Raw genomic sequence first — 26,214 nt, forward strand, 5'->3', positions numbered from 1 at the left:
GCTCAAGCAGAACAGGGCGGTCGCGACCAGGTACGACAAGAGGGCCGCGGTCTATGACGGAACCGTCCAACTCGCCTCCATCCGCATCTGGCTGCGCGACCTCACCCGTTCAAAAAACACTGCCTAGCGGGGCGTCCGCGCCCGCCTCGCGGCGGGTGCGCGCGGACCGCGCCGCCCCCGGCGGTGCGGTTGCCGATCCGTGACGTCCCACGCCGACACCCCTGCCTTGTGCCTTCTGTCGACGTTGGAGTACGCCGTCGTGTCCGAATCCGAATCCGCCGCGCGCCCGTCCGCCGCGGCGTCCCCCTCCTCCGCTGCCGCCTCTTCACCGCTTTCCTCGCCCTCCTCCGCCCGGCGCGGGTTCGCGCTGCTGACCGCCGCCGGGGTGCTGTGGGGCACCGGCGGCCTGGCCGGGCACCTGCTCCAGGCCGACGGTGTGCCGGCGCTGGCCGTGGCCGCCTACCGGCTGCTGGTGGCCGGCGCCGTGATCACCGCGTTCCTGGCGGTGTCGGGTCGGCTGCGCCGGTTGCCGCGCTCGCGCCCCCTGGCGGTGCGGCTGGCGGCCAACGCGCTGCTGCACGCGGTGTTCCAGAGCCTGTACTTCCTCTCGCTCGCGCTCATCCCGGTGGGGCTGGCCACCCTGGTCAAGATCGGCAGCGTGCCGGTGTTCGTCGCGGCGGGGATCTGCCTGGCGGCGCGCCGAGCGCCGTCGCGGCGGCTGGCCGTGGCGGTGCTGCTGGCGGTGGCCGGGCTGGCGCTGCTGGCGGGGTTCCCGGCCACCGACGCCCCGCCGCCGCACCTGGCCCTGGGCCTGGCGTGCGCGCTGGGCGCCGGCCTCACGTTCTCGGTGATGACGCTGGTCAACCGCTCCCCCGTGGCGGGGCTGGACCCGCTGGCCAACGTGGGCGTGGGCCTGCTGGCGGGCGGGCTGCTGCTGCTCCCGGCGGGGCTGGCGGCGGGCATGGCCGTGCCGGCGCGACCCCTGCCGCTGCTCCTGCTGCTGTTCCTGGGCCTGGTGCCCACCGCCCTGGCCTACGTGGCCTACTTCGGCGGGCTGCGCACCGCCTCCGACGCGGGCGCGGCCGTTGGCACCATCGCCGAGCCGCTGACGGCGGCGCTGCTGTCCATGGCGCTGCTGGGCGAGGAGATGACGGCGGCCGGCGCGGTGGGCGCGGTGCTGCTGCTGGCCGCCATGGGCGTGGACCAGGCCGCCGAGGCGCTGCGGCGGCGCCGGAGGCACCGGAGGCACCGGAGGCACTGAGCCGAGCCCACCGGCCTGCTCCCCGGTCCTACTCCCCGGGGAGTAGGACCGGCCACCGGGGAGTATCCCCCCGGACGAGGGCCGGGCGCGGAGCGGGCGCGTACCTTCTAAGCGTGAGGTCCGCCCTGCTTCCCACCCGCCGCGACACCGCCGTCACCCTGGTGACGGCGGCCGTGTCCCTGAGCACCGCGCTGGTGGTGGCGTACTGGCTGCCGGAGGAGGATCCCGCGCGCCCGCTGCTCCCCTGGGGGCTGGTGTGGACGGCGGCGGCGGTGGTGCCGCTGCTGTGGCGCAGCCGCTACCCCGCCACGGTGGCCGCCGTCAGCGCGCCGCTGTCGGTGCTGTACTACCCGCTGGGGTTCCCCGACGGCTGCGTCGGGCTGGCCGGGGCCATCGCGCTGTTCGGCGCGGCGGCCGACGGCCGGCGCTGGCAGGCGTGGAGTCTGGCATCGGCGCAGTTCCTGGTCATCCACCTGTGGGAGGCGGTGGCCTACGGCGCCCCGCGCCTGGGGCCGGCCCTGGGCATGCTCGCCTGGTGCCTGGTGCTGGTGGGCGGCGGCGAGATGAAGCGCAAGCACACCGAGTTCCGCGCCCTGGCGCGCGAGCGCGCCGACGAGGCCGCGCGCACCCGCGAGGAGGCCGTGCGGCGGCGGATCTCCGAGGAGCGGGTGCAGTTGGCGCGCGACGTCCACGACACGGTGGCGCACAACATCTCGCTGATCAACGTGCAGGCGGGCACCGCGCTCTACCTCATCGAGTCCGAGCCCGAGCGGGCCGCCGAGGCGCTGGCCACGATCAAGCGCACGAGCAAGGAGACCCTGCGGGAGCTGCGCGCCACGCTGAACCTGCTGCGCTCGGTGGAGGAGCCGGCGCCGCGCTCGCCCGCGCCGGGGCTGGACCGCATCGCGGAGCTGGCCGAGAACACCCGGGGCGCCGGGCTGGACGTGCGGGTGGTGCGCACCGGCGCCGACCGCCCCCTGTCGGCCAACACCCAGACGGCGGCCTACCGTATCGTCCAGGAGGCGCTGACCAACGCCGTGCGCCACGCCCGCGCAACGACCGTGGTGGTCGAGGTGGACGTGGCCGGCGACGGCGTGCGCCTGGCGGTGACCGACGACGGCACCGCCTCGGGGGAGTTCACGGCGGGCAACGGCATCGCGGGTATGCGTGAGCGGGCCGCCGCCCTGGGCGGCGAGCTGGCCGCCGGGGCGCGTCCCGGGGGCGGGTTCGCCGTGCGGGCGCGGCTGCCCGACCGGGCCGACCCCGGGTCCATGACCAGCGGAGACGACGACGGCGGCGCGCGGCCCCGGCACCCGGCCGGAGCGGCGCCCGCGCGGGAGGAGCGGCAGGCGTGATCAGGGTTCTCCTCGCCGACGACCAGGCCCTGGTGCGCGCTGGGTTCCGCGCGCTGCTGGACAGCGCCCCCGACATCACCGTGGTGGCCGAGGCGCCCGACGGCGCCGAGGCGGTGCGCCAAGCGCGGGCCGAGCGCCCCGACGTGGTGCTCATGGACGTCCGCATGCCCGGCCTGGACGGGCTGGCCGCCACCGCCCAGATCCTGGCCGACCCCGCCCTGAAGGCGGTGCGGATCGTCATCCTCACCACGTTCGACCTGGACGAGTACATCTTCGAGGCGCTGCGCGCGGGCGCCAGCGGGTTCCTGGTGAAGGACACCGAGCCCGAGGACCTGCTCCAGGCCGTGCGGGTGGTGGCGCGCGGCGACGCCCTGCTGTCGCCCGGGGTCACCCGGCGGCTGATCGCCGACTACGCCCGCCGCCCGCGCCGGCCCGCGCCCTCCACCCGGCTCAACGACCTGACCGACCGCGAGCGGGAGGTGCTGGCGCTGGTGGCCGAGGGGCTGTCCAACGACGAGATCGCGCGGCGGCTGGTGGTGAGCCCGGCGACGGCCAAGACCCACGTCAGCCGGATCATGGTGAAGCTGGGCGTGCGCGACCGTGCGCAACTGGTGGTGCTGGCGTACGAGACCTCGCTGGTGGTGCCCGGCTGGGCCGACTGAACCGGGGGCGGGTGCGGTCGGCGCCGCCGGAAGCGGCCCCGGACCGGGGCCACCACCCCCGGCCGCCCTCAGGGTCTCCCCTACACCGGGGGCGGTAGCGCGCCCCCGCCCCTGACACCGGCGGGCGTAGCGCCGGAGCCTCCCGCAGGCCGATGAAGCGGACCGAACCTCGCCGCCATGCTCAAGGCGTCCTGGTCCACCCACCGATCCGCGAGGCGCCGCCCGTCATGTTCGACGATCCGCTGACCCTCGCCCGCCTCCAGTTCGCGCTGACGGCGGGCACCCACTACATGTTCGTGGCCCTCACCCTGGGACTTGCGCCGTTCATCCTGTTCGGCCAGCTCAGCGCCACCCTGCGCGGCGACGCCGACCGGATGCGCGGCGTGCGGTTCTGGGGCGGGCTCTACGTCGTCAACTACGCCATGGGCGTGCTCTCGGGCCTGATGATGGAGCTGCAACTGGCGCTGAACTGGAGCGGGCTGAGCGACATGTTCGGCCACGTCTTCGGCGCGCCGCTGGCCGTGGAGACCATGGGCGCCTTCTTCGTGGAGTCCACGTTCCTGGGGCTGTGGATCTTCGGCTGGGACCGCATGGGCCGCTGGGCGCACCTGGCGTGCTTCGGCGTGGTCACCGCCACCGCCTACCTGTCGGCCTACTGGGTGCTGGTCTCCAACGGGGTCCTGCGCTACCCGGTGGGCTTCCGGGTGGAGGACGGGACCGCCGTGCTGACCGACCTCTCCGCCGTACTCGCCAACCCCTCCACGCTGATGGCGCTGGGCCACATCGCGCTGAGCGCGCTGATGCTGGGCGGGTCCGTGGTGATAGCGGTCAGCGCCTACCACCTGGCGCGGCGCCACGACCCCTACGGCGTCTTCGCCCGGGGCATCCGCCGCGGGGTGGCGGTGTTCGCGGCCGCGCTGCTGCCCACGGCGGCGGTGGGCGGCGCCCAGTTCGCCCTCTACGACGTCACGCCCCCGGCCTCGGGGGCCACCTACTCCGCCCAGGAGATCGCGGCCATCGAGGCCGAGCACGACGCGACCAGCGCGATGCTCGTGGTCGGCGGGCTGGGCGACGCCTTCATGATGGGCTTCTGGACGCTGATGTTCTTCCTGGCGCCCGTGCTGCTGCTGGCCTGGCCGCTGCGCGGCCTGGACCGCTGGAGCTGGCTCCAGTGGCCGCTGACGCTCCTGCCGTTCCTGCCCTACCTCGCCAGCATCGCCGGGTGGGTGGTGCGCGAGACCGGGCGCCAGCCCTGGGCGGTGGAGGACGTGCTGACCACGGCCGACGCGATGACCGACATGTCGCCGGGCATGGCGGTGGCCTCGTTCTCGCTGTTCACCCTGATGTTCGCCCTGCTGGCCGCCGTCACCTACGCGCTGCTGGTGCGCTACGCGGTGCGCGGCCCCGACCGGGGGCCGCTCTCCCCCGCCGAGCACGAGCCGAAGCCCCCCGCCGCGCCGGCACCGACGTTCTAGCGGTGGGTGCCGCGCCCCGTCCCCGCCTTCTCTTCCCTTTCCCTCCCCTCCCTTCCTTTCCAGGAGCCAGCAGTGGACATCGTCGCCGTCACCCTCCTCGCCGGCACGGTCGTGGGCTACTTCGTGCTCGCGGGCAACGACGTCGGCCTGGGCATGCTGATGCCCTTCGTCGCCCGGGGCGAGGCCGAGCGCCGACGGGTCGTGCGCGCCGCCGCGCCCTACTTCCTGGGCACCGAGGTGTGGCTGGTCGGCGCCGTCGGCGTGGTGGCCGGCCTGTTCCCCGCGCTCAAGTCGGCGGTCATCACCGGGATGTGGCCGGTCTTCACGGTGCTGCTGGCCGGGTGGCTGATCCGCGACGCGGGGCTGTGGTTCCGCGGCCGGTTCGCCTCCGCGGCGGGCCGGGGCGTGTGCGACGCGGCGATCGTCACCGGGAGCTGGACCCTGGCGCTGACGTGGGGCCTGGTGTTCGCCGGGCTGCTCGGCGGCGGCGCCCTGCCGACCCCGTTCGCGATCACGTGCGCGGCCACCGTGGCGACGCTGTTCGCCCTGCGCGGCGCCGCGTTCGGCGCGGAGCGGCTGGTGCCCCGGGACACGCCGGCGCCGGTGCCGGGGTCCGCGCCCGCCGCCGTGGGCGGTGGCGGGCACGCGGTTGCGGGCGGCACCATGAGCGGTGCCGTGGGTGCCGGCGGGCACGCCGCCGCGGGCGGCGCCATGAGCGGTGCCGTGGGCGCACCCGCTCCCGCCCCTCGGCCCTCCGACGCGGCCGAGAGCGCCGACGCCGCCGCGCGCGCCACCCGGCCGCTGGCGCGGGTGGCGCTGGCGGGGGTCGTGCTCACCGCCGGAGCCGCCCTGCTGCCCGGCGGCGCCGTCGCGGACCGGCCGCTGATGGCCGTCATGCTCGCCGTGCCGCTGGCGGTGGCCCTGGCGGCGACCTCCGGGCTGTCGGGGCCGGGGCTGGCCCGGCACACCTCGGCGGCGGCGATGGCACTGCTGCCGCTGCTGGTGGCGGCCGCGGTCGCGCTGCCTGTCGCGGCCGTCCCCCCGGGCACGTCCGCGATGTTCTGGCTGGGTGTGGGACCGGCGCTGCCGTTCATCGCGCTGGGCCAGGTCGCGCTGTACCGGATGCTGCGCCGCCCGGCGCCGGCGGGCGGCTTCTTCGGCTGAGGGCGCGGCGGCGGCCCAGGGGCTCGCCGACTCCCGGCCCTGGGGACTCCGGGACTCCGGGAAGTGACACCTTCCTCACCGCTCGGTTGGCGATCACGGGCAGCGGGCAGGTGAGCCTGTGGAGAGCGAGCACACGGCGCACCCGCACGTCCGCGTCACCCCGGCACGCCGACGCGCCTGGAATGAGGAGGCCCCCATGCGTGAGTCCGCACCCACCCCGCCCGTCCCCGGCGGCTGCAACTGCGGTTCCGGCTGCGGCTGCGGCTGCCAGAGCGGCGGATCGTGCAGTTGCGGAGGCAACTGCGGCTGATCCGCGCCACCGCCGATCCCGGCCCGTCGCGCGATCCCGTACCCCCCGCTCCCCGCAGCGGCGCGGCCCGCCGAAGGCCCGCCGACCCCATCCGGTCGGCGGGCCTTCGGCGTGGAGGAGCCGCCCGCGCCGCGCCGCCCGGTTAGGCTGACCGCGTTCCGCGGTGGATGCGACACGGAGGGTGGCCATGGCGGCGGAGTCGACCACGGGCGGACGGCACCGCTCCCCCGCCGCACCCGCCCGGACCGGGGCGCGTACGGCGCCGGACACCGGTGCGCAGAGCACCGGGGCGGCGGGGACGAGGGGGCGGAGCATGAGCGGCGCGGACACGCGGGCGGCGGACGCGGACACGGGGACGCAGGCGGTGGAAGCCGGGCCACAGGCCGCGAAGGCGGCGGTGGACTTCCGCGCCACGCCCCGCGCGCGGCGGCGCGGCTGGTACGGCGCCAAGAAGCCCGTCAAGCGGCTGCTGGGCTGGGGTCCGGCCAACCTCGCCATGCGGGCGGCGGTGGCGGTGGCGGCGCCGCACCTGCGCCGGACCGGACGCCTTCCCGTGCCCGCCGGACTCACCGAGGTCACCGGCCTGGTCCCCGCCCCTGATTCCGGTTCCGCGCCCGCCCCCGAGCCCGCCGCGTTCACCATGCTGCGCCCGTCGGCGTGCGTGGTGGCGGCCGAACTGCACTGGGGCGGCGGGCGGCGGCCGGGCGCCGCCGACGACCTCGCGCTGCGGGTGTTCGCCGCGGCGGCGCGGCGCAGCGCGGTGCTGCTGGACATCGGCGCCTACACCGGCCTGTTCACCCTGGCGGGCACCGCCGTCAACCCGCGCCTGCGCGCGCACGCGTTCGAGATCGTGCCCGAGGTCGTGCACACCCTGTTCGACAACTGCGTGCGCAACCGGGTGCTGCACCGCACCACGCTGCACCACGTGGGGGTGGGCGACCCCGCGACCACGGTGGCCATGCCCGCGCGGTCGGGCGACTCCGCGCTGCCCTGCTACTACTCCGCCGAGATGGTGTTCGCCGACGGCGTCCCGGTCGAGGTGGTGGCGCTGGACTCCTTCACCGGTGTCGTGCCGCCCGGCTCGTCCTCGGTGCTCAAGGTGGACGTGGAGGGCACCGAGGCGGCCGTGTTCGAGCACGGCCAGGAGTTCCTGGCCGCGCACCGGCCCGACATCCTGTGCGAGGTGCTGCCCGGCGCCGACGCCGACCTGCTGAGCGGCCTGCTCGCGCCGCACGGCTACCGGTTTCACCTGGTCGGCGACCGCGCCCTTGCCCCGGCCGGGGCGCTGGCGCCCCACGACCGGTTCCGCGACTGGTTCGTCACGACCCGGGACGGTGCCGAACTGGCGGCGATGGGGATCCCGGTGGCGTAGGACGACCGCGCGGCGGCCGGGCGGCGGCGAGACGGCGGCCGCGCGCGGGCGCCACCCGCCGGCGGCGGGGCGCGATCCGCCTCCGGCAGGTGGCGCGGTACTGCGCGCACCCGTGCGGCGCCCTCCGAGCGGCGCGGGGTCTGCCCGCCGCACCGTCGGGGCGTGATGGCCGCGACGGCCGCACCCCGAACGTAGTTGTAGAACATGTTCTAGCGCAACCCCCGGGGCGGCGACCGGCCCGCGCGGTCCACCCCCACCAGGCTGGAGCCGCGTCTTCGGATACTTCCGCGCCTTCGCCCCGCCCGCCGGAAGGAACGGATACCACCGGCTGCCCGACCGGGTCAGGCTCCCGCGTCCACGCGGAACTGCACGGCCGCGCGGTCGGCCAGCAGCGGCCGGATCACCGCGAGCGCGGCCTGGTGCTCGGGATGGTCCCGGTAGGCGATGAAGCCTTCTTCGTCGTCGACGTCGGCCACCACGGCGAAGTCGTAGGCGCCCTCGCTGATCCCGGCGTCGGGCCCGAAGGCGTAGGCGCGCAACTGGGTGATGGCGTCGGGCAGCGGCGCGAGCAGACGCCCGACCTCGGCGACCTGGTCGGGCGTGACGCCCTCGGCCCACTTGAACAGCGCGATATGGCGGAGTGTCATGCCCCGACCGTACTAGCCCCCGGGGTACCGGAGGGCGGATCCCCGCGTCGGGGCCGGCTCAGGAGCCGGGTCCGCGCTTTCGCGCCTTCCAGACCTCCTCGCCGGGCCAGCGGCGGGCCCACTCCATCGGCAGGTAGTCGTAGTCGCGCTCGGGCCGCTCCGGCGCCCGGACCTCCACCATGTCCTCCACCTCCAGGCCGCAGGAACGCAGTAGCCGCAGCATCGCGCCGTGGGGCAGCGAGAACTCCACGGAGTCGCCCCAGTCGCGCCGGTGCGGGCCGAACTGGGGGCGCGCCAGCGCGGACCCGGCCGGGCCGTCGTCGGGGACGCACATGGCGAACAGCGGGGACATGGTGAGGAAGGACAGCCGGCCACCGGGCGCCAGCACGCGCGCGGCCTCGGGGATCCACCGGTAGGGGTCGCACCACAGCGCCGCACCCAGCTCACTGACGGCGAAGTCGAAAACGGCGTCGGGGAAGGGCAGCCGCTCGGCGTCGGCCAGCACCAGCGGGAACTCCACGCCGAAGCGCGCCTGCATCGCGCGGGCGGTTTCGAGCTGGGCGGCGGAGACGTCCACCCCCACGGGACGGGCGCCCGCGCGCGCCAGCCACGAGGACACGTAGCCGGTGCCGCAGCCGAGTTCGACGGCGGTCCGGCCGCTGAGGTCGCCGGGCAGCAGGCCGAGTTCGGACTCCGGAACGGCCCAGTGGCCCCAGGCGGGCCCGGTCCGGGACCACTGGCCGGGGGCGAGTCGGCCGAACACCGGTGCCAGGGCGGTGTCCCAGTGGTCGCGGTTGCGCGCGACATGAGAGGCGTCGTCGCGGTCGGGACGGACGTGGTGGGGGGTCTCGGCGCTCATCGGGCCATTGCATCCGAGCCGGCCGCGGGCGGCAATCCGTTTTCCGCGGCGCGGCGGCGCGCCGGGAGGGAGGAAGACCGCGGTCCCGGCACCGGGGCGGCGCCGCGGGGGCGCGCCCGGGGCCCGGCCCGGGGATCGGATCGGGGGGACCGCTCAGCTCACCCGGACCGCCGTGAGGTAGGCGTCCTCCGAGTCCGCGTCCACGATTTCGGTGATCTTCCAGGTCTGACCGCCCACCGTGAAGGTGTCGCCGGTGTGCACGTCGATCATGCCGTGGCTGCGCCACTCCTCCGGGCCGCCGAGCTTGGCGGCGGGGCGGCCGTCGTCTTCGAGCCAGAAGCGGCCACCGCCCACGGGACCTCCGTAAAAGCGATCGTTCCGGCCGTAGGTGATCGTCTCTTCGGCGCCGATCTCATGAACCACGTCCACGTTTGACCGTCTCCCATCGTTCAGCGGAGTTCCGGTGCCTGCGCTGCGCGCGCAACAGGGCGGAAGCCCGCGCCGAAGCACGGGCGTCCGCCTGATTGCCTGGCACACTACCCCTTCTCTCGTGCAATTGCATGAGAGTCAGTGAATCGACGGGATGGCGCACGTGAGCGTCCAGGCCGAGTCCCCGCAGAACCGCCCGCACGGGCACTCGCCGCCCCGGGGCGACCCGACCGGGTGACCTCCGGGACGGCGCGCGGACACGCCTAGGCGGTGGACTCCCCCGAGCCGACCGTGCCCTTGATGCGGCCGACCACGGTCTCCAGCGCCGAGGAGAACGGGTGGTCGTGGACCATGTAGGTCCAGGTCATCGAGGGGCGCTTGACGCCCACGGCGGAGACGTCGATCGTGCCGTCCTCGCCGGCCTCCGCCTCCAGGAAGGTCTCGGCGGCGCGGGCGCGGGCCTCGTCCAGGAAGCCCTTGAAAGCCGGGACCGCGTCGCGGTTGAACTCGTCCAGGGGGTCGCGGCGGCCCAGGAAGCGCAGGTGGATGCCCTCGCGCAGCTCGGCCAGGAAGGCGTTGTGGTCGGTCCAGCCGCGGTCGAGGTGGTACAGCGTGATCAGCCGGGCCGCGCGGGCGACCTCCTCCTCGCCGACCTCCTCGACCAGCTCGGCGTGGCGCTCGGGGCAGTCGTGCTTGAGCTGGCGGTCGCCGAGGCCGTCGGTGAGCACGGCCTCGCGGTGCTCCAGCACCACGCCGCGCTGCACGTCGATGAGCTGGTTGTAGCGCCAGGTGTTGCGGTGGACCTCCAGCAGGTTGCCCTCCGACACCCGCTGGGCGTGGTCGACCATCTCCAGCCAACTGGGGTCGGTGATGGCGCCGTCGCCCTCGGCCTCGTAGCCGCGGGTCTGGGGGGCGTTGTTGGCGACCAGGTCGTCCTCGACGGAGACGAAGAAGACCGAGGCGCCGGGGTCGCCCTGGCGGCCGGCGCGGCCGCGCAACTGGTCGTCCAGCCGGCTGCTGGGGTAGCGGCCGAAGCCCATGACGTAGAGGCCGCCCTTGTCAACCACGCGGTCGCGGTCGGCCATGTCGCTGCCGCCCAGGCGGATGTCGGTGCCCCGGCCGGCCATCTGGGTGGAGACCGTGATGGCGCCGTGGGTGCCGGCCTCGGCGATGATGCCGGCCTCCTCGGCGTCGTTCTTGGCGTTGAGCACCACGCATTCGAGGCCATCGTCGGCCAGGCGCTTGGCCAGCAGCTCGGACTCGGCGACGTCCTGGGTGCCGATGAGGATCGGCCGGCCGGTCGCGTGGACCTCGGCGACCTCCTCGACCAGGGCGTCCTCCTTCTCCTCGCGGGTGGCGTAGAGGCGGGTGCCCTCGTCCTCGCGGACGTTGGGCTTGTTGGGCGGGATGACCGCGACTTCCAGCTCGTAGAACTCGCGAAGCTGCTCGGCCACGGCCATGGCCGTACCGGTCATGCCGCAGCGCGTGGGGTAGCGCAGCACCAGCGACTGCACGGTGATGGAGTCGAGCACCTCGCCGGTCTCGGAGACGGCGACCTTCTCCTTGGCCTCCACGGCGGCCTGGAGGCCGTCGGGCCAGCGCTGGAGGAGGGCGATGCGCCCGCGCGACTCGTTGATGAGGCGGACCTCGCCGTCGCGCACGACGTAGTGGACGTCGCGCTGGAGCAGCACGTGGGCGTGCAGGGCGAGGTTGACCCGCGGCAGCACCGAGGTGTCGTGCTCGTCGTAGAGGTCGATGCCGCCCAGCTCCTTCTCGACGGCGTCGATGCCGGCGTCGGTGAGCTGGACGTTGCGGCCGTCGACGTCGACCTCGTAGTGCACGCGCGGGGTGAGGCGGCGCACGAGGTCGGCCATCTCCAGGTCGGCCTCGGTGGTCTCGGCGGCGCCGGCCAGCACCAGCGGCACGCGGGCCTCGTCGACCAGGACGGAGTCGGCCTCGTCGATGAGCGCGATGTTGGGCTCGGGCACCACGCGGTCGGCGATGTCGGTGACCATGCGGTCGCGCAGGACGTCGAAGCCCAGCTCGCTGACCGAGGCGTAGGTGACGTCGGCGGCGTAGGCCGCGCGGCGCTGCTCGGGCGTGGACTCCTCGCTGATCCAGGCGACGGCCACCCCCAGGCGCTCGTACAGCGGCGCCATCCACTCGGCGTCGCGGCGCGCGAGGTAGTCGTTGACGCTGAGGACGTGCACGCGCTGGCCCCGCAGGGCGAACCCGGCCGCCGCCAGCGCGCCGGCCAGGGTCTTGCCCTCGCCGGTGGCCATCTCGGCGATGTGGCCGTCGAGCAGCGCCATGACGCCCAGCAACTGGACGTCGTAGGGCCGCTCGTCGAGGGCGCGGCGCGCGGCCTCGCGGCCGACGGCGCACAGTTCGACCAGGTCGCCGCGGTCGTAGGGCAACTCCGCGTTGCCGAGCTCGGCCGCCTTCTCGGTCAGCTCGGAGTCACTCAGCTCGCGAAGTTCCGGCTCGCGCGCCTCGATGGCTTCCAGAAGCTTGCTGTAGGGCCGCAGGTCCACCGCGCCGGGCCTGCCCAGGAGCCGGCGGACGCTTTCTGCCATTCGTCCGAACACCACGCAAGGGTAACTCCGTTCGGCGCCCGGTGGGTTCCCGCGCGGCAACGATCGCGGACGATCGAGCGCGGGCGCGGCTCAGCCGCGCGCGACGAGTTGGCCGCCGCGCCCGGCGGCGTTCCCGGCCTCCACCGCCATGGCGTGGCGGACCAGGGCCGCCAGCACGCCGATGACCGACTGGCGGTCGCGGGCGTCGCAGCGCACGATCGGCACCTCGGGCCGCAGGTCCATCGCGTCGCGCAGTTCCTCGTAGGTGTACTCGGGCTCGCCCTCGAAGGAGTTGAGCGCGATGAGGAACGGGATGCGGTACTGCTTCTCGAAGTAGTCCAGCGCCTGGAAAGACTCCTCCAGGCGGCGGGTGTCGGCGAGGATGACCGCGCCCAGGGCGCCGCGCACGATGTCGTCCCACATGAACCAGAACCGCTGCTGGCCGGGGGTGCCGAACAGGTAGAGGGTCAGGTCGGTCTCCAGCGAGATCCGGCCGAAGTCCATGGCGACCGTGGTGCTGGTCTTGTCGGGGGTGTGGGAGAGGTCGTCGATTCCGGCGCTGGCGGCGGTCACGGCCGCCTCGGTGCGAACGGGGGGAATCTCCGAGACCGCTCCGACGAAGGTCGTCTTGCCCACGCCGAAGCCGCCGGCGACGATGATCTTCGTTGAGAGTTTCGGGGTATCGCTCACGTGGATCTCTGGCTCCCTCACGACGCTGGAAGCCGCAGGGCGTGCTGCGGAGAAACGCCCTTGCGGACAGAAGGGGAAGAAAGGCGCGGGTCCCGTTGGTGGCGGCGCATCGGGCACCACGCACTGAAACTAGCACCGCCCGGCACACTCCAGCGCCACGCGGTGACGATCCGGATTGGGCACCGCGGTGACGGCCGTCTCAGCCCTCGGCGGCGCCCCCGCCGGGCCGCCCGCCGGTCCCCCGCGCGCCGCCCGCGCGGGGGTCGGCGGGCTCCTCCGGCGCGCCGGAGGCGGCGGGCCGCCCCTGTCCGTCGGCGGGGTCCTCGGGCGCCATGGCGTCGACCCCGCTGCCCAGCAGCAGGCCGGCCCCGGAGTCGGCGTCGGTGTGCTCGTGGTCCAGCGGTCCGGCGGGCGCCGGGGCGGGGCGCATCGCGGCGGGCGCCAGGCGCGCCAGCGCGTGGTAGCCGACCAGGGTGATGAGCGTGCCCAGCGCGATGCCCTCGATCGCGAAGGTGCCGGTGATCTCCAGCCGGACCCCGCCGATGCCGGCGATCAGGCCGGCGGCCACCGGCACCAGGACGATCGGGTTGCCGAAGTCCACGCGGTTCTCGACCCAGATCTTGGCGCCGAGCAGGCCGATCATGCCGTAGAGGACCACGGTGATACCGCCCAGCACACCCGCCGGGGTGGCGGCGACCAGGGCGCCGAACTTGGGGCACAGCCCGACCAGCACGGCGGCCAGGGCCGCCACGTAGTAGGCGGCGGTGGAGTAGACGCGGGTGGCGGCCATGACACCGATGTTCTCGGCGTAGGTGGTGGTGGGCGGGCCGCCGACCGCGCTGGACAGCGAGGTCGCCACGCCGTCGGCGATGATGGCGCGGCCCATGTAGCGGTCGAGGTCCTCGCCGGTCATCTCCTGGACGGCCTTGACGTGCCCGGCGTTCTCGGCGATCAGCGCGATCACGGCGGGCAGCACCACCAGCACGGCCGAGGTCTCGAACTGGGGCGCGTGGAACTCGGGCAGGCCGATCCAGGGGGCGGCGGCGACGTCGGCGAGGTCCACGCGCGGCGCGGTGCCGCCTTCGGGCAGCGCGGCCGGGCCCAGCAGCAGGTCGGCCGCCCAGGAGAGCGCGAACCCGAACACCAGCCCCAGCAGGATGGTGACGCGGCCCAGGAACCCGCGCAGCAGCACGGTGGCGAGGATGACGAAGGCCATGGTCAGCAGGCCGGTCCACTGGTCGAAGGGCCAGTAGCTGTCGGCCACCACGGGGGCGAGGTTGAACCCGATGAGCATGACCACCGCGCCGGTGACGGCGGGCGGGAAGGCGGCGAGCACGGCGCGCGGGCCCAGCAGGTGGATCACGAAGCCCGACAGCGCCAGCACGACGCCGGCGACGCACACGGCGCCGGTGAGCACGGCCGGGTTGGCGCCCCCGGGCGAGACGACGGCGGCGGCGGCCACGAACGACGCGCTGCTGCCCAGGTAGCTGGGAATGCGGCCCTGGACCACGAGCAGGAACAGGATCGTGGCCACGCCCGACATCATGATGGCGAGGTTGGGGTCCAGCCCCATGAGGACGGGGAACACGAAGGTTGCGCCGAACATGGCGACCACGTGCTGGGCGCCCAGGCCGGCCGTGCGGCCCCACGACAGCCGCTCCTGGGGGCGGACGACCTCGCCGGGCGGCGGCGCCGTGCCGTCGCCGTAGAGCTTCCACCGCAAGCCGAGATCCACCGGGCCTCCACCAGGACGAGTCGGGTGCGCCCGCGCCGCCGGGTGCCGGCGGCGGGGCGCGCGTGCGCGGGGCGGGCGGGGCGTGCACCGCGCCGGCCCACGGGGCGCATCCCCCCCATTAGGTCACAACAGTCGCAATATGTCGCACACCAGGATGGACCACCATGATCGCCGGGAGGTTGCGCCCCGGTAACCGGTGCCGCTCGGCGGCGGCCGGCGCGCGCCCGCCCGGTGCGCCCCTCCCGCGCCGCCCGCTACCCCGGGTCGCGCATGCGCAGCACCCGCAGGGCCACCAGCAGGTCCAGCCGCAACTGCGGATCGGTGCTGAAGGGCCCCAGCATGCGCTCCAGCTTGCCGATCCGGTAGCGCAGGGTGTTGTAGTGGAAGTGCAGCGCCCGCGCGGTCTCGGCCACGTTGAGGTTGTTGTCCAGCAGCGCCTCCAGGGTGGCGCGCAGGTCGTCGGCCTCGGGCGACCCCGTCTCGGCCAGCTCCCCCAGCGTCTCGGCGGCGAAGGCCCGCAGCTCGGTGCCGTCGCTGATCAGGCTGAGCAGCCGGTCCACCCCCAGCGCGTCGAACTCCGCCACCGCGCCGGGGCCGCGCGTGCGCCGGGCCACCCGCGCCGCGCGGCGCGCCTGCTCGTAGGCGCGCGGCAGATCGCGCGGGCCCCGCGCCACCCGGCTGATCCCGGCGGTGAAGTCCGGCGCGGCGCCCGCCCCGCCGGACTCCCGGGCCATGTGCGCCACCAGGTCGCGGGCGGCCCGCGCCGGGGCACCGTCCCGCCCCTCGGGGGGCTCCCCGGCGGTCCGCCGGGCGCGTCCCGGGGCGCCGCCGCCGGCGCCCATCAGCACCACGACCTCGCGGCGGTAGCCGGCCACGGCCGCACCGGGGTCGCGCTCGCGCGCGGCGGCGGCCCAGGCGGCGGCCGGCTCCGGGCCGGGGCGCGGCCCGGCACCGGCGGGCGCCCCCGCCGGCTCGTCGGCGCCGGCCGGCTCGGGGAACTCCGCCACCACCGCGACCAGCGGCCGGTCGACGTCCCAGCCCAGGTCCGCGCAGCGCCGCACCGTGTCGTCGGGGTCATCGGGGTCGCCGGCGTGCCCGGCCAGCAGGTCGCGCAGCAGGTCGCCCCGGTACTTGGCGCCGGCCGCGGCCTCGGCCAGGCCGCGCGTGAACACCAGGGCGGCGGAGGCCGCGGCGCGCTCCAGCAGCGCGAGGTCCTCGGGCGCCGCCGCGCGGCCGTGCGGTACCAGCACGAGGCGGCCGTGGTCGACTCCCCCGGCCAGGACCGGCACCTGCACCGCCCGGGGCGCCGGCGCCGGCGCGCCCTCCTCGGGCGCCGGCAGGCCCAGGGGGAGGTCGGCGGTGCGGAAGCGCGCGCCGCCCTCGGCGAAGAGCGCGGGGTCGGCGGCCTCGCCGTCGGCCAGGCCGGCCCGCGCCAGCACCCGCCCACGCGGCGCCGTCACCAGGACCCCGCCCTCCAGCGGCCCGGCCAGCGCGGCGGCGAGCGCGGCCAGGCCGCCGCCGGCGCGGTCGGCCTCGGCCAGCGCGCGGTGCACCCGCTCGGCCCGCTCCAGCGCGGCGGCGCGGCCCGCCAGGACGTCGGCCAGCACCCGGCCGGGCACCTCGGCCGGCGGCACCGCCGCGCCCAGGCGCAGCAGGGGCAGCGCGATGCTGTCGGCGGTGCGCAGCGCCTCGCGCGGCACCGCGCCGGCGTCGGCGGCCACGGCCACCCCCGCCAGGCCCCGGTCGTCCAGGTCGCGCAGCAGCCGCACCGCGCCCACGCCCCGGCCCGCGCGCAGCGGCACGGCGGCCAGCAGCAGCTCACCGGCGCGGGCGCCGGCCAGGTCCTCGGGCGCGGCGGCCACGGCCAGCCGGCGGACCACCCGGTCCAGCCCGGCGCCTCCGGCGAGGACCTCGGTGCCGCGCAGGGCGGGCAGGGCCAGCGCCTGGGCGACGGTGAGTCCGCGCGCGGTCGCGCCCGCCGGTGGGGTCCGGCCGGGGCCGGAGGCGTCCGCCGCGGGCGGGGCGTGCCCGCCGGCCTGGTGGTCCATGGCAACGACGATAACGGCCGCCCCGCGACCGCCCCGGGGCCCGCTCGGCCCCTCCGCGGCCGCCCCGGGCGGCCCGGATCGCCGCCGTGGCGGGGATGCCGGGCGCCGGGGCGGGCGCGTCGGGGCCGCTGAGAGCGCACGTGTGCTTTATGACATTGTGAGCGGCCCATTTCGGCCGCCTCCGGCTCTGGGCGTGGTGGGCTCGGCGGTCTACCGTGAACCCAAGGACCCGCGCCGTGCGGTGCTCCGGCGCCGTTCTCCTGGCACGAGACTCCGCCGGACCCCGCGGCCGCCGGATCCGCGTCGACACACGCTGAGCGTGGGGCCGTTCGCTGACGTCGCTGGGGCAACGTCGGCTCGCATCGGTCGATGCTCCGCGGTGCTCGACGGCCCCACCGGCCCGTGAAACCGTCCACGCGGGCCGGTGGCGGCGTCCCCCGGCCGCCCCCGGCCGCCCCGCGCCCCCCGGCGGCGCGTCCGGCCGGATCCGGCCCCCGGCGCAGCTCCGCGCCCGCGCCCGGAGGCGGCGCCCGCACCCCCGCCGTACCGGCCGCCCGCCGGGCGCCGAGGCCCTACCATTGAGCTGTTTGGGCTGTTCCGCACACCGGCGCAAGGAGCCACACGAACCAATGTCCGACCAGCGCGTCCTCCGCCCCGCACCCGTCAGCGGCTTCCCCGAGTGGTCGCCGGAGATCCGGTCCGTGGAGCAGCGCTGGCTGGACCATATCCGCGCCGGGTTCGAGCGCTACGGGTTCGCCTCGGTCGAGACCCCCTCGGTCGAGAACCTCGACGTCCTGCTGGCCAAGGGCGAGACCTCCCAGGAGGTCTACACCCTGCACCGGCTCCAGGCCGACCCCGACGACCGCTCCGACGCCCGCCTGGGCCTGCACTTCGACCTCACCGTGCCGTTCGCCCGCTACGTGGCCCAGCACTTCAACGACCTCACCTTCCCGTTCAAGCGCTACCAGATGCAGCGCGTGTGGCGGGGCGAGCGCCCCCAGGAGGGGCGGTTCCGCGAGTTCACCCAGTGCGACATCGACGTCATCAACGTCGACCAGGTGCCGCTGCACTTCGACGCCGAACTCCCGCGCATCGCGCACGAGGTGCTGAGCGGGCTGGACCTCCCCGCCTGGACGCTCTACGTCAACAACCGCAAGGTGCTCCAGGGCTTCTACGAGGGGCTGGGGATCGCCGACCCCGTCGCGGTCATCCGCGCCGTCGACAAGCTGCACAAGATCGGCGCCGACGCCGTCCGCGAGATCCTGGTCGAGCGGGCCGGGCTCACCCCCGAGCAGGCCGGCCGCTGCCTGGACCTGGCGGCCGTCAAGGGCGCCGACTCCGCCTCGGTGGTCGCCGAGGTCACCAAGCTGGGGGTGTCCTCCGCGCTGCTGGACCAGGGTCTGGAGGAGCTGGCGTTCGTGCTGGACTCCCTGGCCGACCTCCCGGCCGGCGCGGTGGTGGCCGACCTCTCCGTCGCGCGCGGGCTGGACTACTACACCGGCACGGTCTACGAGGCCGCCTTCGACGACGACCCCGGCTACGGCAGCATCTGCGCGGGCGGCCGCTACGAGGACCTCGCCGGCCAGTTCATCCGGCGCAGCCTGCCCGGGGTGGGCATCTCCATCGGCCTCACCCGGATCTTCGCCAAGCTGGTGGCCGAGGGCAGGATCGCCCCGGGCCGCTCCTGCCCCACCGACGTGCTGGTGGTGCTGCCCTCGGCCGAGCGCCGCGACGACGCCCTGCGCACCGCCGCCCTGCTGCGCGGGCGCGGCGTCAACACCGAGGTCTACCACCAGCCCGCCAAGCTCGGGAAGCAGATCCAGTACGCCTCGCGCAAGGGCATCCCCTTCGTGTGGTTCCCCCCGTTCGAGGACGGCAAGGGCCACGAGGTCAAGGACATGGCCGGCGGCGACCAGACCGCCGCCGACCCCGCGTCCTGGCTGCCGCCCGCGCCCGCGCGGGACTGATCCGCCGCGGCGGCGGGCGCGGGCCCGCCGCCGCCGAGCCGGAACCGGCCATTCCCGGGACAGGGCCGGTCCCGCGTGGAAAACTGGCCGACACCGGCGCCGCAGCCCTGGCGGCACCGGCGCGGCCACGACCACGCGGCTGCCGAGTGAACGAGGCCATGACACACCCGCGCCCCACCCCGAGCCCGGCGACCGGGCCGTTCCCCGGCGACATGGTCGGCCGCGAACGCGACGTCGCGGAGCTGTGCCGGATCGTCGGGCAGAGCCGCCTGGTGTCCCTCACCGGCAGCGGGGGCATGGGCAAGACCCGGCTGGCGGTGCGCGTCAGCGACCTGGTGCGCGCCCGCTTCACCCACGGCAGCGGCTTCGTCGACCTCAGCGAGGCCGCCACCCCCGACCAGGTGGTGCGGGCGGTGGGCCGCTCCCTGCGGGTCCTGGAGAACAGCCAGAAGCCGCCGCTGGAGGCGATCGTCACCGCGCTGCGCCACCGGCGCACGCTGCTGCTGCTGGACACCTGCGAGCGGGCCGTCGCCGCGCTGGCCGAGCTGTGCCGGGTGCTGCTGGACACCTGCCCGGGGGTGCACATCCTGGCCACCAGCCGCCAGCCGCTGCGGGTCTGCGGCGAGACCGTGTGGCGGGTGCCCCCGCTGTCGCTGCCCCCGCCCCCGCGCCCCTCCGACGAGGGCCGCCCGCCCGCCGCCGTGGGGCCCGACCACGTCCTGCGCTACGAGGCGGTGCGCCTGTTCGCCGCCCGCGCCGCCCGCGCCCGCCCCGGGTTCCGGGTGACCGCCGACAACGCCGGCGCCATCGCCAGCATCTGCCGGATGCTGGACGGCGTGCCGCTGGCCATCGAACTGGCGGCGGCGCGCGTGCGGGTGCTGTCGGTCCACCAGATCCTCAGCCGGCTCGACGACCGGTTCCGGCTGCTGGTGACGGCCGGCAGCGAACTCCCCGCCCGCCAGCGCACCCTGCGCGCGGTGCTGGAGTGGAGCCACGACCTGCTCGTCCACCCCGAGCAGATCCTGCTGCGCCGCCTCACCGTGTTCGGCATCTGGAACCGCATCCAGGCCGAGCGGGTGTGCGGCCACAGCGGGGTGGACGCGGCCGAGGTCGCCCGGCTGCTGGGGTCGCTGTGCGACAAGTCGCTGATCGTGCCCGACGGCGAGGTCGACGGCGTGGCCTACTACCGCCTGCCCGACACCGTGCGCGCCTACGCCGCCGAGCGCCTGGCCGCCGCCGGCGAGGAGGCCGACACCTGGCGGCGCTGCCTGGACGCCGCCGTCGCCGACACCGAGGCCATGGCCGAGGCGGTGTCCGGCCCCCTGTCCTGGCCCGAGCGCCTGGCCTTCCTGCGGGTGCTCGACCACCACCGCGAGAACACCGCCCGGCTGCTGGAGTGGGCCCAGCGCCACGGCCGCGCCGAGGAGGGCCTGCGGCTGTGCGTGGCGCTGCGGCCCTACTGGTTCGCGCGCGGGCTGCTGGCCGAGGGCAGCCGGTCGCTGCGCCGGCTGCTGGCGGAGTCCCCCGAGGACCTGCCGCCGCATGTGCGCGCCCGTGCGCTGGCCGTGCGCGCGGAGCTGAGCCTGGACCTGGAGGGCGCCCGCACGGCCGCCTCCATCGCCGACACCGCCCTGGAGGCCGCGCGCGCCTGCGGCGACGCGCCGGCGGCGGTGATCGCCTGGGGTGTGCGGGCGGCGGCGGCGCTGCGCGCCGGCGAGGACGCGGCGTGCGTGGCGGCCGCCGAACGCGCGCTGGCCGACGCCGCCGGGGTCAGCGACCACTTCACCGAGGTGTCGGTGCTGGGCACCCTGGGCCGCCTGGCCCGGCGCTCCGGCGACCTGGACACCGCCGAGAAGTACCTCAACCGCAGCGTCGAGGCGGCCGAGAAGCTGGGCGACCTGTGGTGCGTGGCCCGCTGCCTGAACGGGCTGGGGGTGCTGGCCACCCAGCGCGGCGACCTCGACGTCGCCGCCGAGCAGCTCGACCGCGCCATGCGGATCTTCGGCGACATGGGGATCGCCCCGGAGACCGCGCGCTCCTCGGCCGCGATGGGCCACCTCGACCTCGCCCGCGGCGACGTCTCCGGCGCGCGCCGCCGGTTCGCCGGCTGCCTGCGCATCAGCGCCGCCTCGGGCCGGCGCGCCGCCGTGGCGCGGGCGCTGGAGGCGCTGGCCGAGCTGGCGGTCGCCGAGGAGCAGCCCGAGCGGGCGGCCGCTCTGGCGGGGGTGGCGGCGCGGCTGCACGCCGGGCTGCGCCAGCCCTATCCGCGCGCCGAGCGCGTCTTCGGCGCCGTCTGCCAGACCCTGCCCGCCGAGGCCGCCCAGCGGGCCTGGAAGTCCTGGCGCACCCTGCCGCTGGAGGAGGTGGTGGAGCGCGCCGCGACCTTCCCGGTGCCGCGCCGCCCGCTGCCGACGCTGCTGACCCCGCGCGAGCGCGAGATCGCGGTTTTGGTCGGCGAGGAGATGTCCAACCGGCAGATCGCCCAGCACCTCACCATCAGCCAGCCCACGGTCGCCCGCCACATCGCCAACATCTTCCGCAAGCTGCTCATCACCTCCCGCGCCCAGCTCGCGGACTGGGCGGCCGAGCACGGACTGAACCGCTGAGGCCCCGGGCGGCCGGCGGCCGCGCCGGGGCGGGGCGTGATCCGATTCCGCGGTACCGCTTGCGCACCGAGTGTGCACCTACTAAGACAGAGCTTTAGGCACGAGCACGCACCACTCCCGATCCCGCCCTTACCCCCAGGCAAGGTGAGCGCGGTCCCCGACTGCCTACTCGTGTGAAGGCCATGGCACTTCAGACCGCGCCCGCGCGGCAGAACCTCCCCGTTGAGACCGACAGCTTCATCGGACGCGACCGGGATCTGAGCGACCTGTTGCGGCTGCTCGACGCCGACCGCGTCGTCACCCTCAGTGGCGCCGACGGCATCGGCAAGACCCGGCTGGCGCTGCGGCTGGCGGCGCACGCCACCGCCTCCTTCCCCGACGGCGTGTGGCTGGCCGACCTCTCCGGCCTGGACACCCGCGCCGAGGTCGCCGCCCGGATCGCCGCGGCGGTGGGCGTGACCGAGGAGGCGCTGGCCGACCCGGTCGAGAACCTGTGCGAGACCCTGCGCCGCCGGGCGCTGCTGCTGGTACTGGACGACTGCGACGCAGCCGCCGGCCACGTCGCCGAGGTCGCCGCCGCGCTGGTCGCCGGCTGCCCCGCGCTGTCGCTGCTGCTGACCGCGAGCGAGCCGCTGCGGGTGCCCGGCGAGCGGGTCTGGCGGGTGCCACCGCTGACCCTGCCGCGCGAGGGCGCCGACCCCGCCGAGAGCGGCGCGGTGCGGCTGTTCCTGGACCGCGCCGCGGCCGCCGCGCCCGGTTTCACCGTCGACCCCGCCGGGCTGCGGGCCGTCGCGCGGGTGTGCGAACGGCTCGGCGGCGTGCCGCTGGCCGTGGAGCTGGTGGCCGCGTGGGCGGGACGGGTGCCGCTGGACCGCCTGGCCGAGGGGCTGGCGGCCTACCTGCCCGCGGCGCCGGGGCGCCGCCACGGCCGCGCCGCGCGGCTGCGCCTGGTGGAGGGCGTGCTGGCCTGGAGCCACGCCCTGCTCAGCGGGCCCGAGCGGGTGCTGCTGCGGCGGCTGTCGGTGTTTCCCGACTGGGACCTCGAAGGCGCCGAGCGGGTGTGCGGCGGCGCCCCGCTGGAGGAGCCGGCGGTGCTGGACCTGCTGTCGGGGCTGGTGGACCGCGCGCTGGTCGCGCTCACCGGCGAGCACCACAACCGGGTGCGCTACCGGCTGCCCGGCGCGGTCCGCCGGTTCGCCGCCGCCCGCCTGGCGGAGTCCGGCGAGGCCGACGAGGTCGGCGCCGCGCACACCGCGCGGATGGCCGCCGTCGCCGAGGAGCTGGGCCGCATCGCGATGGAGGGCCGGCCCATGCCCTGGGCCGAGCGGTTCGGCCACCTGCAACGGGTGGTCTCGGAGTACGGCAACATGCGCGCCGCGCTGCTGCGGGCCGAGCGGCGCGGCGACGCCGCCTCGGGGCTGCGGCTGTGCGCGGGGCTGCGGACCTACTGGGTCCTGGGCCACCACTTCGGCGAGGCCGGGGCCTGGTGCGACTCCTTCCTGCCCATGGCGGGCGGCGACGACGCGCTGCGCGCCCCGGTGCTGGTGCTGCGCGCCCAGGTGTACCGCGCCCAGCGCCGCTACGCCGAGGCCGCGCGCGCGGCGGCCCGGGCCGAGGAGCTGGGCCGGGCGGCCGGCGACGCCGAGACGGTGGGCCAGGCGCTGAACGTGCTGGCCGACCTCGACGTCCGCGACGGCGCCTACGCGCGGGCGCGCGAGCGGGCCGTCGAGGTGCTGGAGTCGGCCCGCTCCACCGGCGACCTGTGGAACGAGGCGGTGGCGCTGGCCCTGGTGGGCGCGGTCGCCGTGCACACCCGCGAGCTGGGCGAAGCCGACACCCGGTTCAACACCGCGCTGATGATCATGCGGGGCATGGACCACCGCTGGGGGGTGGGCCTGGTGCTGATGGCCCAGGGCGCGGCCGCCGAGGTGCAGGGCGACGCCCAGAGCGCCGACCGCTGCTACCGCGAGGCGCTGGACATCCAGCGCGGCATCGGCTCGGCGCCGGAGATCGCGGCGGCGCTGGCGGGGGTGGGCCGCATCGCCCCGGCCCTGGGGTCGGTGGCCCAGTCCTACGACTACCTCAGCGAGAGCTTGCTGGTGGCCCACGCGGCCGGGCACCGCCCCGGTGTCGCCCACGCCCTGACCGCCATCGCCAAGGTCGCGCTGGAGCAGGGCGCGGCCGCCGACGCGTTGCGGTGCGCGGGCGCGGCGGCGGCCCTGCGCGGCGGGCTGGACTCCGAACTGCCCGACCCGCTCCGCCTGGCGGCCCCCGCCGGGGTGGGGGCCGATCCCGAGCAGGTGCGGGCCTGGTGGGAGGAGGGCGGTCGGCTCGGGCTGGACGCCGCCGTGGACCTCGCGCTGCGCATCACCGAGTCGGGCCGCCCGATGCGGCCGCGCCCCGCGCCCACCCGCTTGTCCCAGCCGCCGCGCACGGCGCTCACCCCGCGCGAGCACGAGATCGCGCAGCTCATCGGGCAGGGGCAGAGCAACCGGGTGATCTCGGAGAACCTGTTCATCACCCAGGCGACCGTGGCGCGCCACGTCGCCAACATCAACCGCAAGATGGGCTTCAACTCCCGCCGGCAGATCGCCGCGTGGGTGAACCGCCATGCGGTGTCGCCGTGAGACGCCGGTGAACTGCGGCGTTCCCGGCTGAACCATATCCGGCCCGGATCTACATATGCAGATGCACTCGTTTCTGCATGTGCAAAAGCGCGCGAAAACGCTAGAGTCGTCCTCATGAGACCGGCCCCGGTGCCGGCGCCCCGGCGCCGGATTCCCGGAACCGGCTCAGACCTCCCGGAGGCCGCACCTCCGGGACGCCGTGACCGCCGCGGACCCGCGTCCGCGTGCCGGCCCCGCCTGACGTCAACGGGGGCCGGCGCGCACGGGAGTCCCGGCGCCGCGGCATCGCTGGAGCCGTGCCGCCGCGGGCGCGCTGAGGGGATGCGCCCGCGGATCCCATCGGCACGGCACCGCCGGGCTCGCCACGTGGAGGGGGCGTGACGAGCCCGGCGCGCGATGACGGCCGGGGTGTCCGGCGGTGCGCGGCCGATCTGCCCCCGGGCAGCGGCCCGCGCCGGTGCGCCGCGGGCGCCGCCGCCGCGGCGCGAGGGGTCCGAGGTGGGCCCGCGCGCCGAGTGGGAGGCGGCCGGCGGCGCCCGCGCACCGCGCCGCACACCGACACCGCCGCACACCCCGCGCCGGAGGGGAGGGACCCATGGACGTCGACCGGTGCGACTGGGCAGCGCGCCCTCTGGGCGCGCCCGTCCGCGCCCGCCCGGCCGGCTCGCTCACCGGCGGGCTGGCCGACCGGCTGCGCCGCGGCCCCGGCCGCCCCCGGGTGCGCGACACCTCGGGCACCGACCTGGACGCGCTGGCCTTCGCCGAGACCGTGGAGCGCGCCGCCGCCGGGCTGAGCCGGCGCGGCACCTGCCCCGACGACGTGGTGGGCGTGCTGGCGCCGGTGTGCCCCGAGCGGCTGACCGCGGTCTACACGGTGATGGCCGTGGGCGGGATCGCGCTGCCCCTGGACCTGGACTCCGACCTGGAGACCATCATCGAGGTCCTCACCGCCGTGGACGCCCGGATGATCCTGGTGACCGCGCCGCTGGCGGGGATCGCCCGCGAACTCGCCGACCGCTCCCGGGTGCGCCAGGTGGTGTCCTTCGGCGAGGCGCCCGAGACCACCCCGTTCGACGAACTGCTCATGCCCAGCCCTGACGGCAGCCGCTACGGCCCCGCGCGCGGCCTGTTCGACAGCGGCATCCTGGCCTACACCGCCGACGCCCGGGGCGTGCGCACCGCGCTGCACGGCCACGGGCGGCTGCTGCGCCGCCTGGCCGAGGTCACCGAGGCGCTGGCGCTGGGCCCCGCCGACACCGTGGCGGTGGACTCCGCGATGGCCGAGCCCGAGCGCGCGGTGCTGGCCGCCGCCGCGCTGTGGAGCGGGGCCTCGGTGGTCACCACCGCCGCGCGGGGCGCCGAGGCCGTGGCCCGCGACCTGGCCGGGTTCGGCGTGACCGTCCACGGCTCCCCCGCGCCCGCCCGGGTGGCGGGCTGAGGGCGCGGCGCCATCCGCGCCGCGCGATCCGTGCCACCCGTGCCAGCCGTGCGGTGCTACCCGTGCAGGGCCGCCCGCAGGGCGTCGAACGCGGGCTGGGCGGCGGCGCGGGCCGCCGGGACCGCGTGCAGGAACCGCAGGAACCCGTGCACCATGCCGGGGCTGTCGTGCCAGTGCGCCGCGACGCCCGCCTCGGCCAGGCGGCGCGCGTAGAGCGCGCCGTCGTCGCGCAGCGGGTCGGCCTCGGCGGTCAGCACGTAGGCGGGCGGCAGGCCGGAGAGGTCGGGCGCCCGCGCCGGGCTGAGGTAGGCGGGCAGGGACTCCGGCGGCGCGGCGCCGAGGAAGGCGCGTTGGTACCACGCCAGCTCGTCGGGCCGCAGCCCCGAGGCGTCGGCGAACGCGCGGGCGGACTCGGTCGGCCCGGCACCGGTGGAGGGGTAGACCAGCAACTGGAACATCGGCGGGCGCAGGCCGCGCTCGGGCGCGGCGAAGCACAGCACGGCCGCGAGCAGGCCGCCCGCGCTGTCGCCGGCCACCGCCACCCGGTCGGGGTCGCCGCCCAGGTCGGCGGCGTGCGCCAGGGTCCAGCGGTAGGCGGCCAGGGCGTCCTCGACGGCGGCCGGGTAGGGGTGTTCGGGGGCCAGCCGGTAGTCGACCGCCACCACCACGGTCCGGGCCTGTTCGGCCAGCAGCCGCACCGCGTTGTCGTGGGTGTCCAGGCTGCCCACGACGAACCCGCCGCCGTGCAGGTAGAGGGTGACGGGCAGGCCGGGGTTCGGCGAGGGGCGGTAGATCCGGACGGCGACCTCGGGCGCGCCGGGCGGGCCGGGCACGAGGGTGTCGCGGACCTCGTGGAGGTCGGCCAGGCGGGGCGCCGCCCGGCTCTCGGCGTTCTCGGCGGCGCGCACGGCCGCGAGGTCCAGGGCGTCGTTCCACACCAGGTCGGGCTGGTCGGCCAGGTAGGCGGCCAGGACGGGGTCGAGCCGCACGGTG

The 26,214-nt window shown here is 76.2% G+C and carries 18 protein-coding genes; 10 read left to right on the forward strand and 8 right to left on the reverse strand.

From position 1 onward, the window contains the following. Positions 1-259: 259 nt before the first annotated feature. From LG943_RS00005 to LG943_RS00030, 6 genes are all read left to right on the forward strand, one after another. Positions 260-1,261, forward strand: coding sequence for a DMT family transporter (locus tag LG943_RS00005; RefSeq protein ID WP_408648512.1), 1,002 nt, complete (start codon positions 260-262; stop codon positions 1,259-1,261). Between the two features lie 113 nt (positions 1,262-1,374). Further along, entirely contained in the window at positions 1,375-2,616 is a 1,242-nt protein-coding gene (locus LG943_RS00010) for a sensor histidine kinase (RefSeq protein ID WP_270070030.1), read from the forward strand. Beyond that, on the forward strand, positions 2,613-3,278 hold the full coding sequence (locus tag LG943_RS00015; RefSeq protein WP_270070031.1) for a response regulator: 666 nt from the start codon (positions 2,613-2,615) through the stop codon (positions 3,276-3,278). Before LG943_RS00010 ends, LG943_RS00015 begins: the two co-directional genes overlap by 4 nt. Before the next feature lie 227 nt (positions 3,279-3,505). Beyond that, positions 3,506-4,753, forward strand: coding sequence for a cytochrome ubiquinol oxidase subunit I (locus LG943_RS00020; RefSeq protein WP_270070032.1), 1,248 nt, complete (start codon positions 3,506-3,508; stop codon positions 4,751-4,753). Between the two features lie 72 nt (positions 4,754-4,825). Continuing rightward, on the forward strand, positions 4,826-5,917 hold the full coding sequence (locus LG943_RS00025; protein ID WP_270070033.1) for a cytochrome d ubiquinol oxidase subunit II: 1,092 nt from the start codon (positions 4,826-4,828) through the stop codon (positions 5,915-5,917). 674 nt (positions 5,918-6,591) lie between these two features. Beyond that, positions 6,592-7,599, forward strand: a complete 1,008-nt coding sequence (locus LG943_RS00030; RefSeq protein WP_270070034.1) for an FkbM family methyltransferase — start codon at positions 6,592-6,594, stop codon at positions 7,597-7,599. A gap of 341 nt (positions 7,600-7,940) precedes the next feature. Here the strand turns inward: LG943_RS00030 and LG943_RS00035 are convergent, their stop codons facing one another. The 7 genes from LG943_RS00035 to LG943_RS00065 all read right to left on the reverse strand — a co-directional run bounded on the left by LG943_RS00035 (position 7,941) and on the right by LG943_RS00065 (position 16,583). Further along, positions 7,941-8,246 carry a Dabb family protein gene (locus LG943_RS00035; protein WP_270070035.1) on the reverse strand — a complete coding sequence of 102 codons (306 nt, stop codon included), beginning with the start codon at positions 8,244-8,246 and terminating at the stop codon, positions 7,941-7,943. Between the two features lie 58 nt (positions 8,247-8,304). Then, positions 8,305-9,105 (reverse strand): class I SAM-dependent methyltransferase, encoded by an 801-nt coding sequence (locus tag LG943_RS00040; protein ID WP_270070036.1) that lies wholly within the window; start codon positions 9,103-9,105, stop codon positions 8,305-8,307. A gap of 153 nt (positions 9,106-9,258) precedes the next feature. Next, positions 9,259-9,528 carry a DUF6406 domain-containing protein gene (locus tag LG943_RS00045; protein WP_270070175.1) on the reverse strand — a complete coding sequence of 90 codons (270 nt, stop codon included), beginning with the start codon at positions 9,526-9,528 and terminating at the stop codon, positions 9,259-9,261. Positions 9,529-9,797: 269 nt separating this feature from the next. Next, entirely contained in the window at positions 9,798-12,110 is a 2,313-nt protein-coding gene (gene secA2, locus LG943_RS00050) for an accessory Sec system translocase SecA2 (RefSeq protein WP_270070037.1), read from the reverse strand. A gap of 90 nt (positions 12,111-12,200) precedes the next feature. After that, entirely contained in the window at positions 12,201-12,800 is a 600-nt protein-coding gene (locus LG943_RS00055) for a GTP-binding protein (RefSeq protein WP_270070038.1), read from the reverse strand. 199 nt (positions 12,801-12,999) lie between these two features. Then, a complete protein-coding gene (locus LG943_RS00060) occupies positions 13,000-14,535 on the reverse strand; it encodes a uracil-xanthine permease family protein (protein WP_270070039.1) in 1,536 nt (511 codons plus the stop codon). A 254-nt stretch (positions 14,536-14,789) separates the two neighbouring features. Further along, a complete protein-coding gene (locus tag LG943_RS00065) occupies positions 14,790-16,583 on the reverse strand; it encodes a helix-turn-helix domain-containing protein (protein WP_270070040.1) in 1,794 nt (597 codons plus the stop codon). Positions 16,584-17,212: 629 nt separating this feature from the next. On the opposite strand from LG943_RS00065, the gene hisS reads away from it, so the two are divergent. From hisS to LG943_RS00085, 4 genes are all read left to right on the forward strand, one after another. Then, positions 17,213-18,550 (forward strand): histidine--tRNA ligase, encoded by a 1,338-nt coding sequence (gene hisS / locus LG943_RS00070; RefSeq protein ID WP_270070041.1) that lies wholly within the window; start codon positions 17,213-17,215, stop codon positions 18,548-18,550. A gap of 158 nt (positions 18,551-18,708) precedes the next feature. Then, positions 18,709-21,156, forward strand: a complete 2,448-nt coding sequence (locus LG943_RS00075) for a LuxR C-terminal-related transcriptional regulator (protein WP_270070042.1) — start codon at positions 18,709-18,711, stop codon at positions 21,154-21,156. A gap of 182 nt (positions 21,157-21,338) precedes the next feature. Continuing rightward, the gene (locus LG943_RS00080; RefSeq protein ID WP_270070043.1) at positions 21,339-23,783 is read left to right on the forward strand and encodes a LuxR C-terminal-related transcriptional regulator; all 2,445 of its coding nucleotides are present in this window, start codon (positions 21,339-21,341) and stop codon (positions 23,781-23,783) included. A gap of 595 nt (positions 23,784-24,378) precedes the next feature. Next, positions 24,379-25,221: an AMP-binding protein gene (locus LG943_RS00085; RefSeq protein ID WP_270070044.1), complete on the forward strand. Its 843-nt coding sequence runs from the start codon at positions 24,379-24,381 to the stop codon at positions 25,219-25,221. Positions 25,222-25,277: 56 nt separating this feature from the next. Here LG943_RS00085 and LG943_RS00090 read toward each other — a convergent pair whose 3' ends face one another. Further along, positions 25,278-26,210: an alpha/beta hydrolase gene (locus LG943_RS00090; protein WP_270070045.1), complete on the reverse strand. Its 933-nt coding sequence runs from the start codon at positions 26,208-26,210 to the stop codon at positions 25,278-25,280. Between the last annotated feature and the right edge of the window lie 4 nt (positions 26,211-26,214).

It is taken from the genome of Streptomonospora mangrovi, from assembly GCF_027604915.1.
Lineage (GTDB): Bacteria > Actinomycetota > Actinomycetes > Streptosporangiales > Streptosporangiaceae > Streptomonospora > Streptomonospora mangrovi.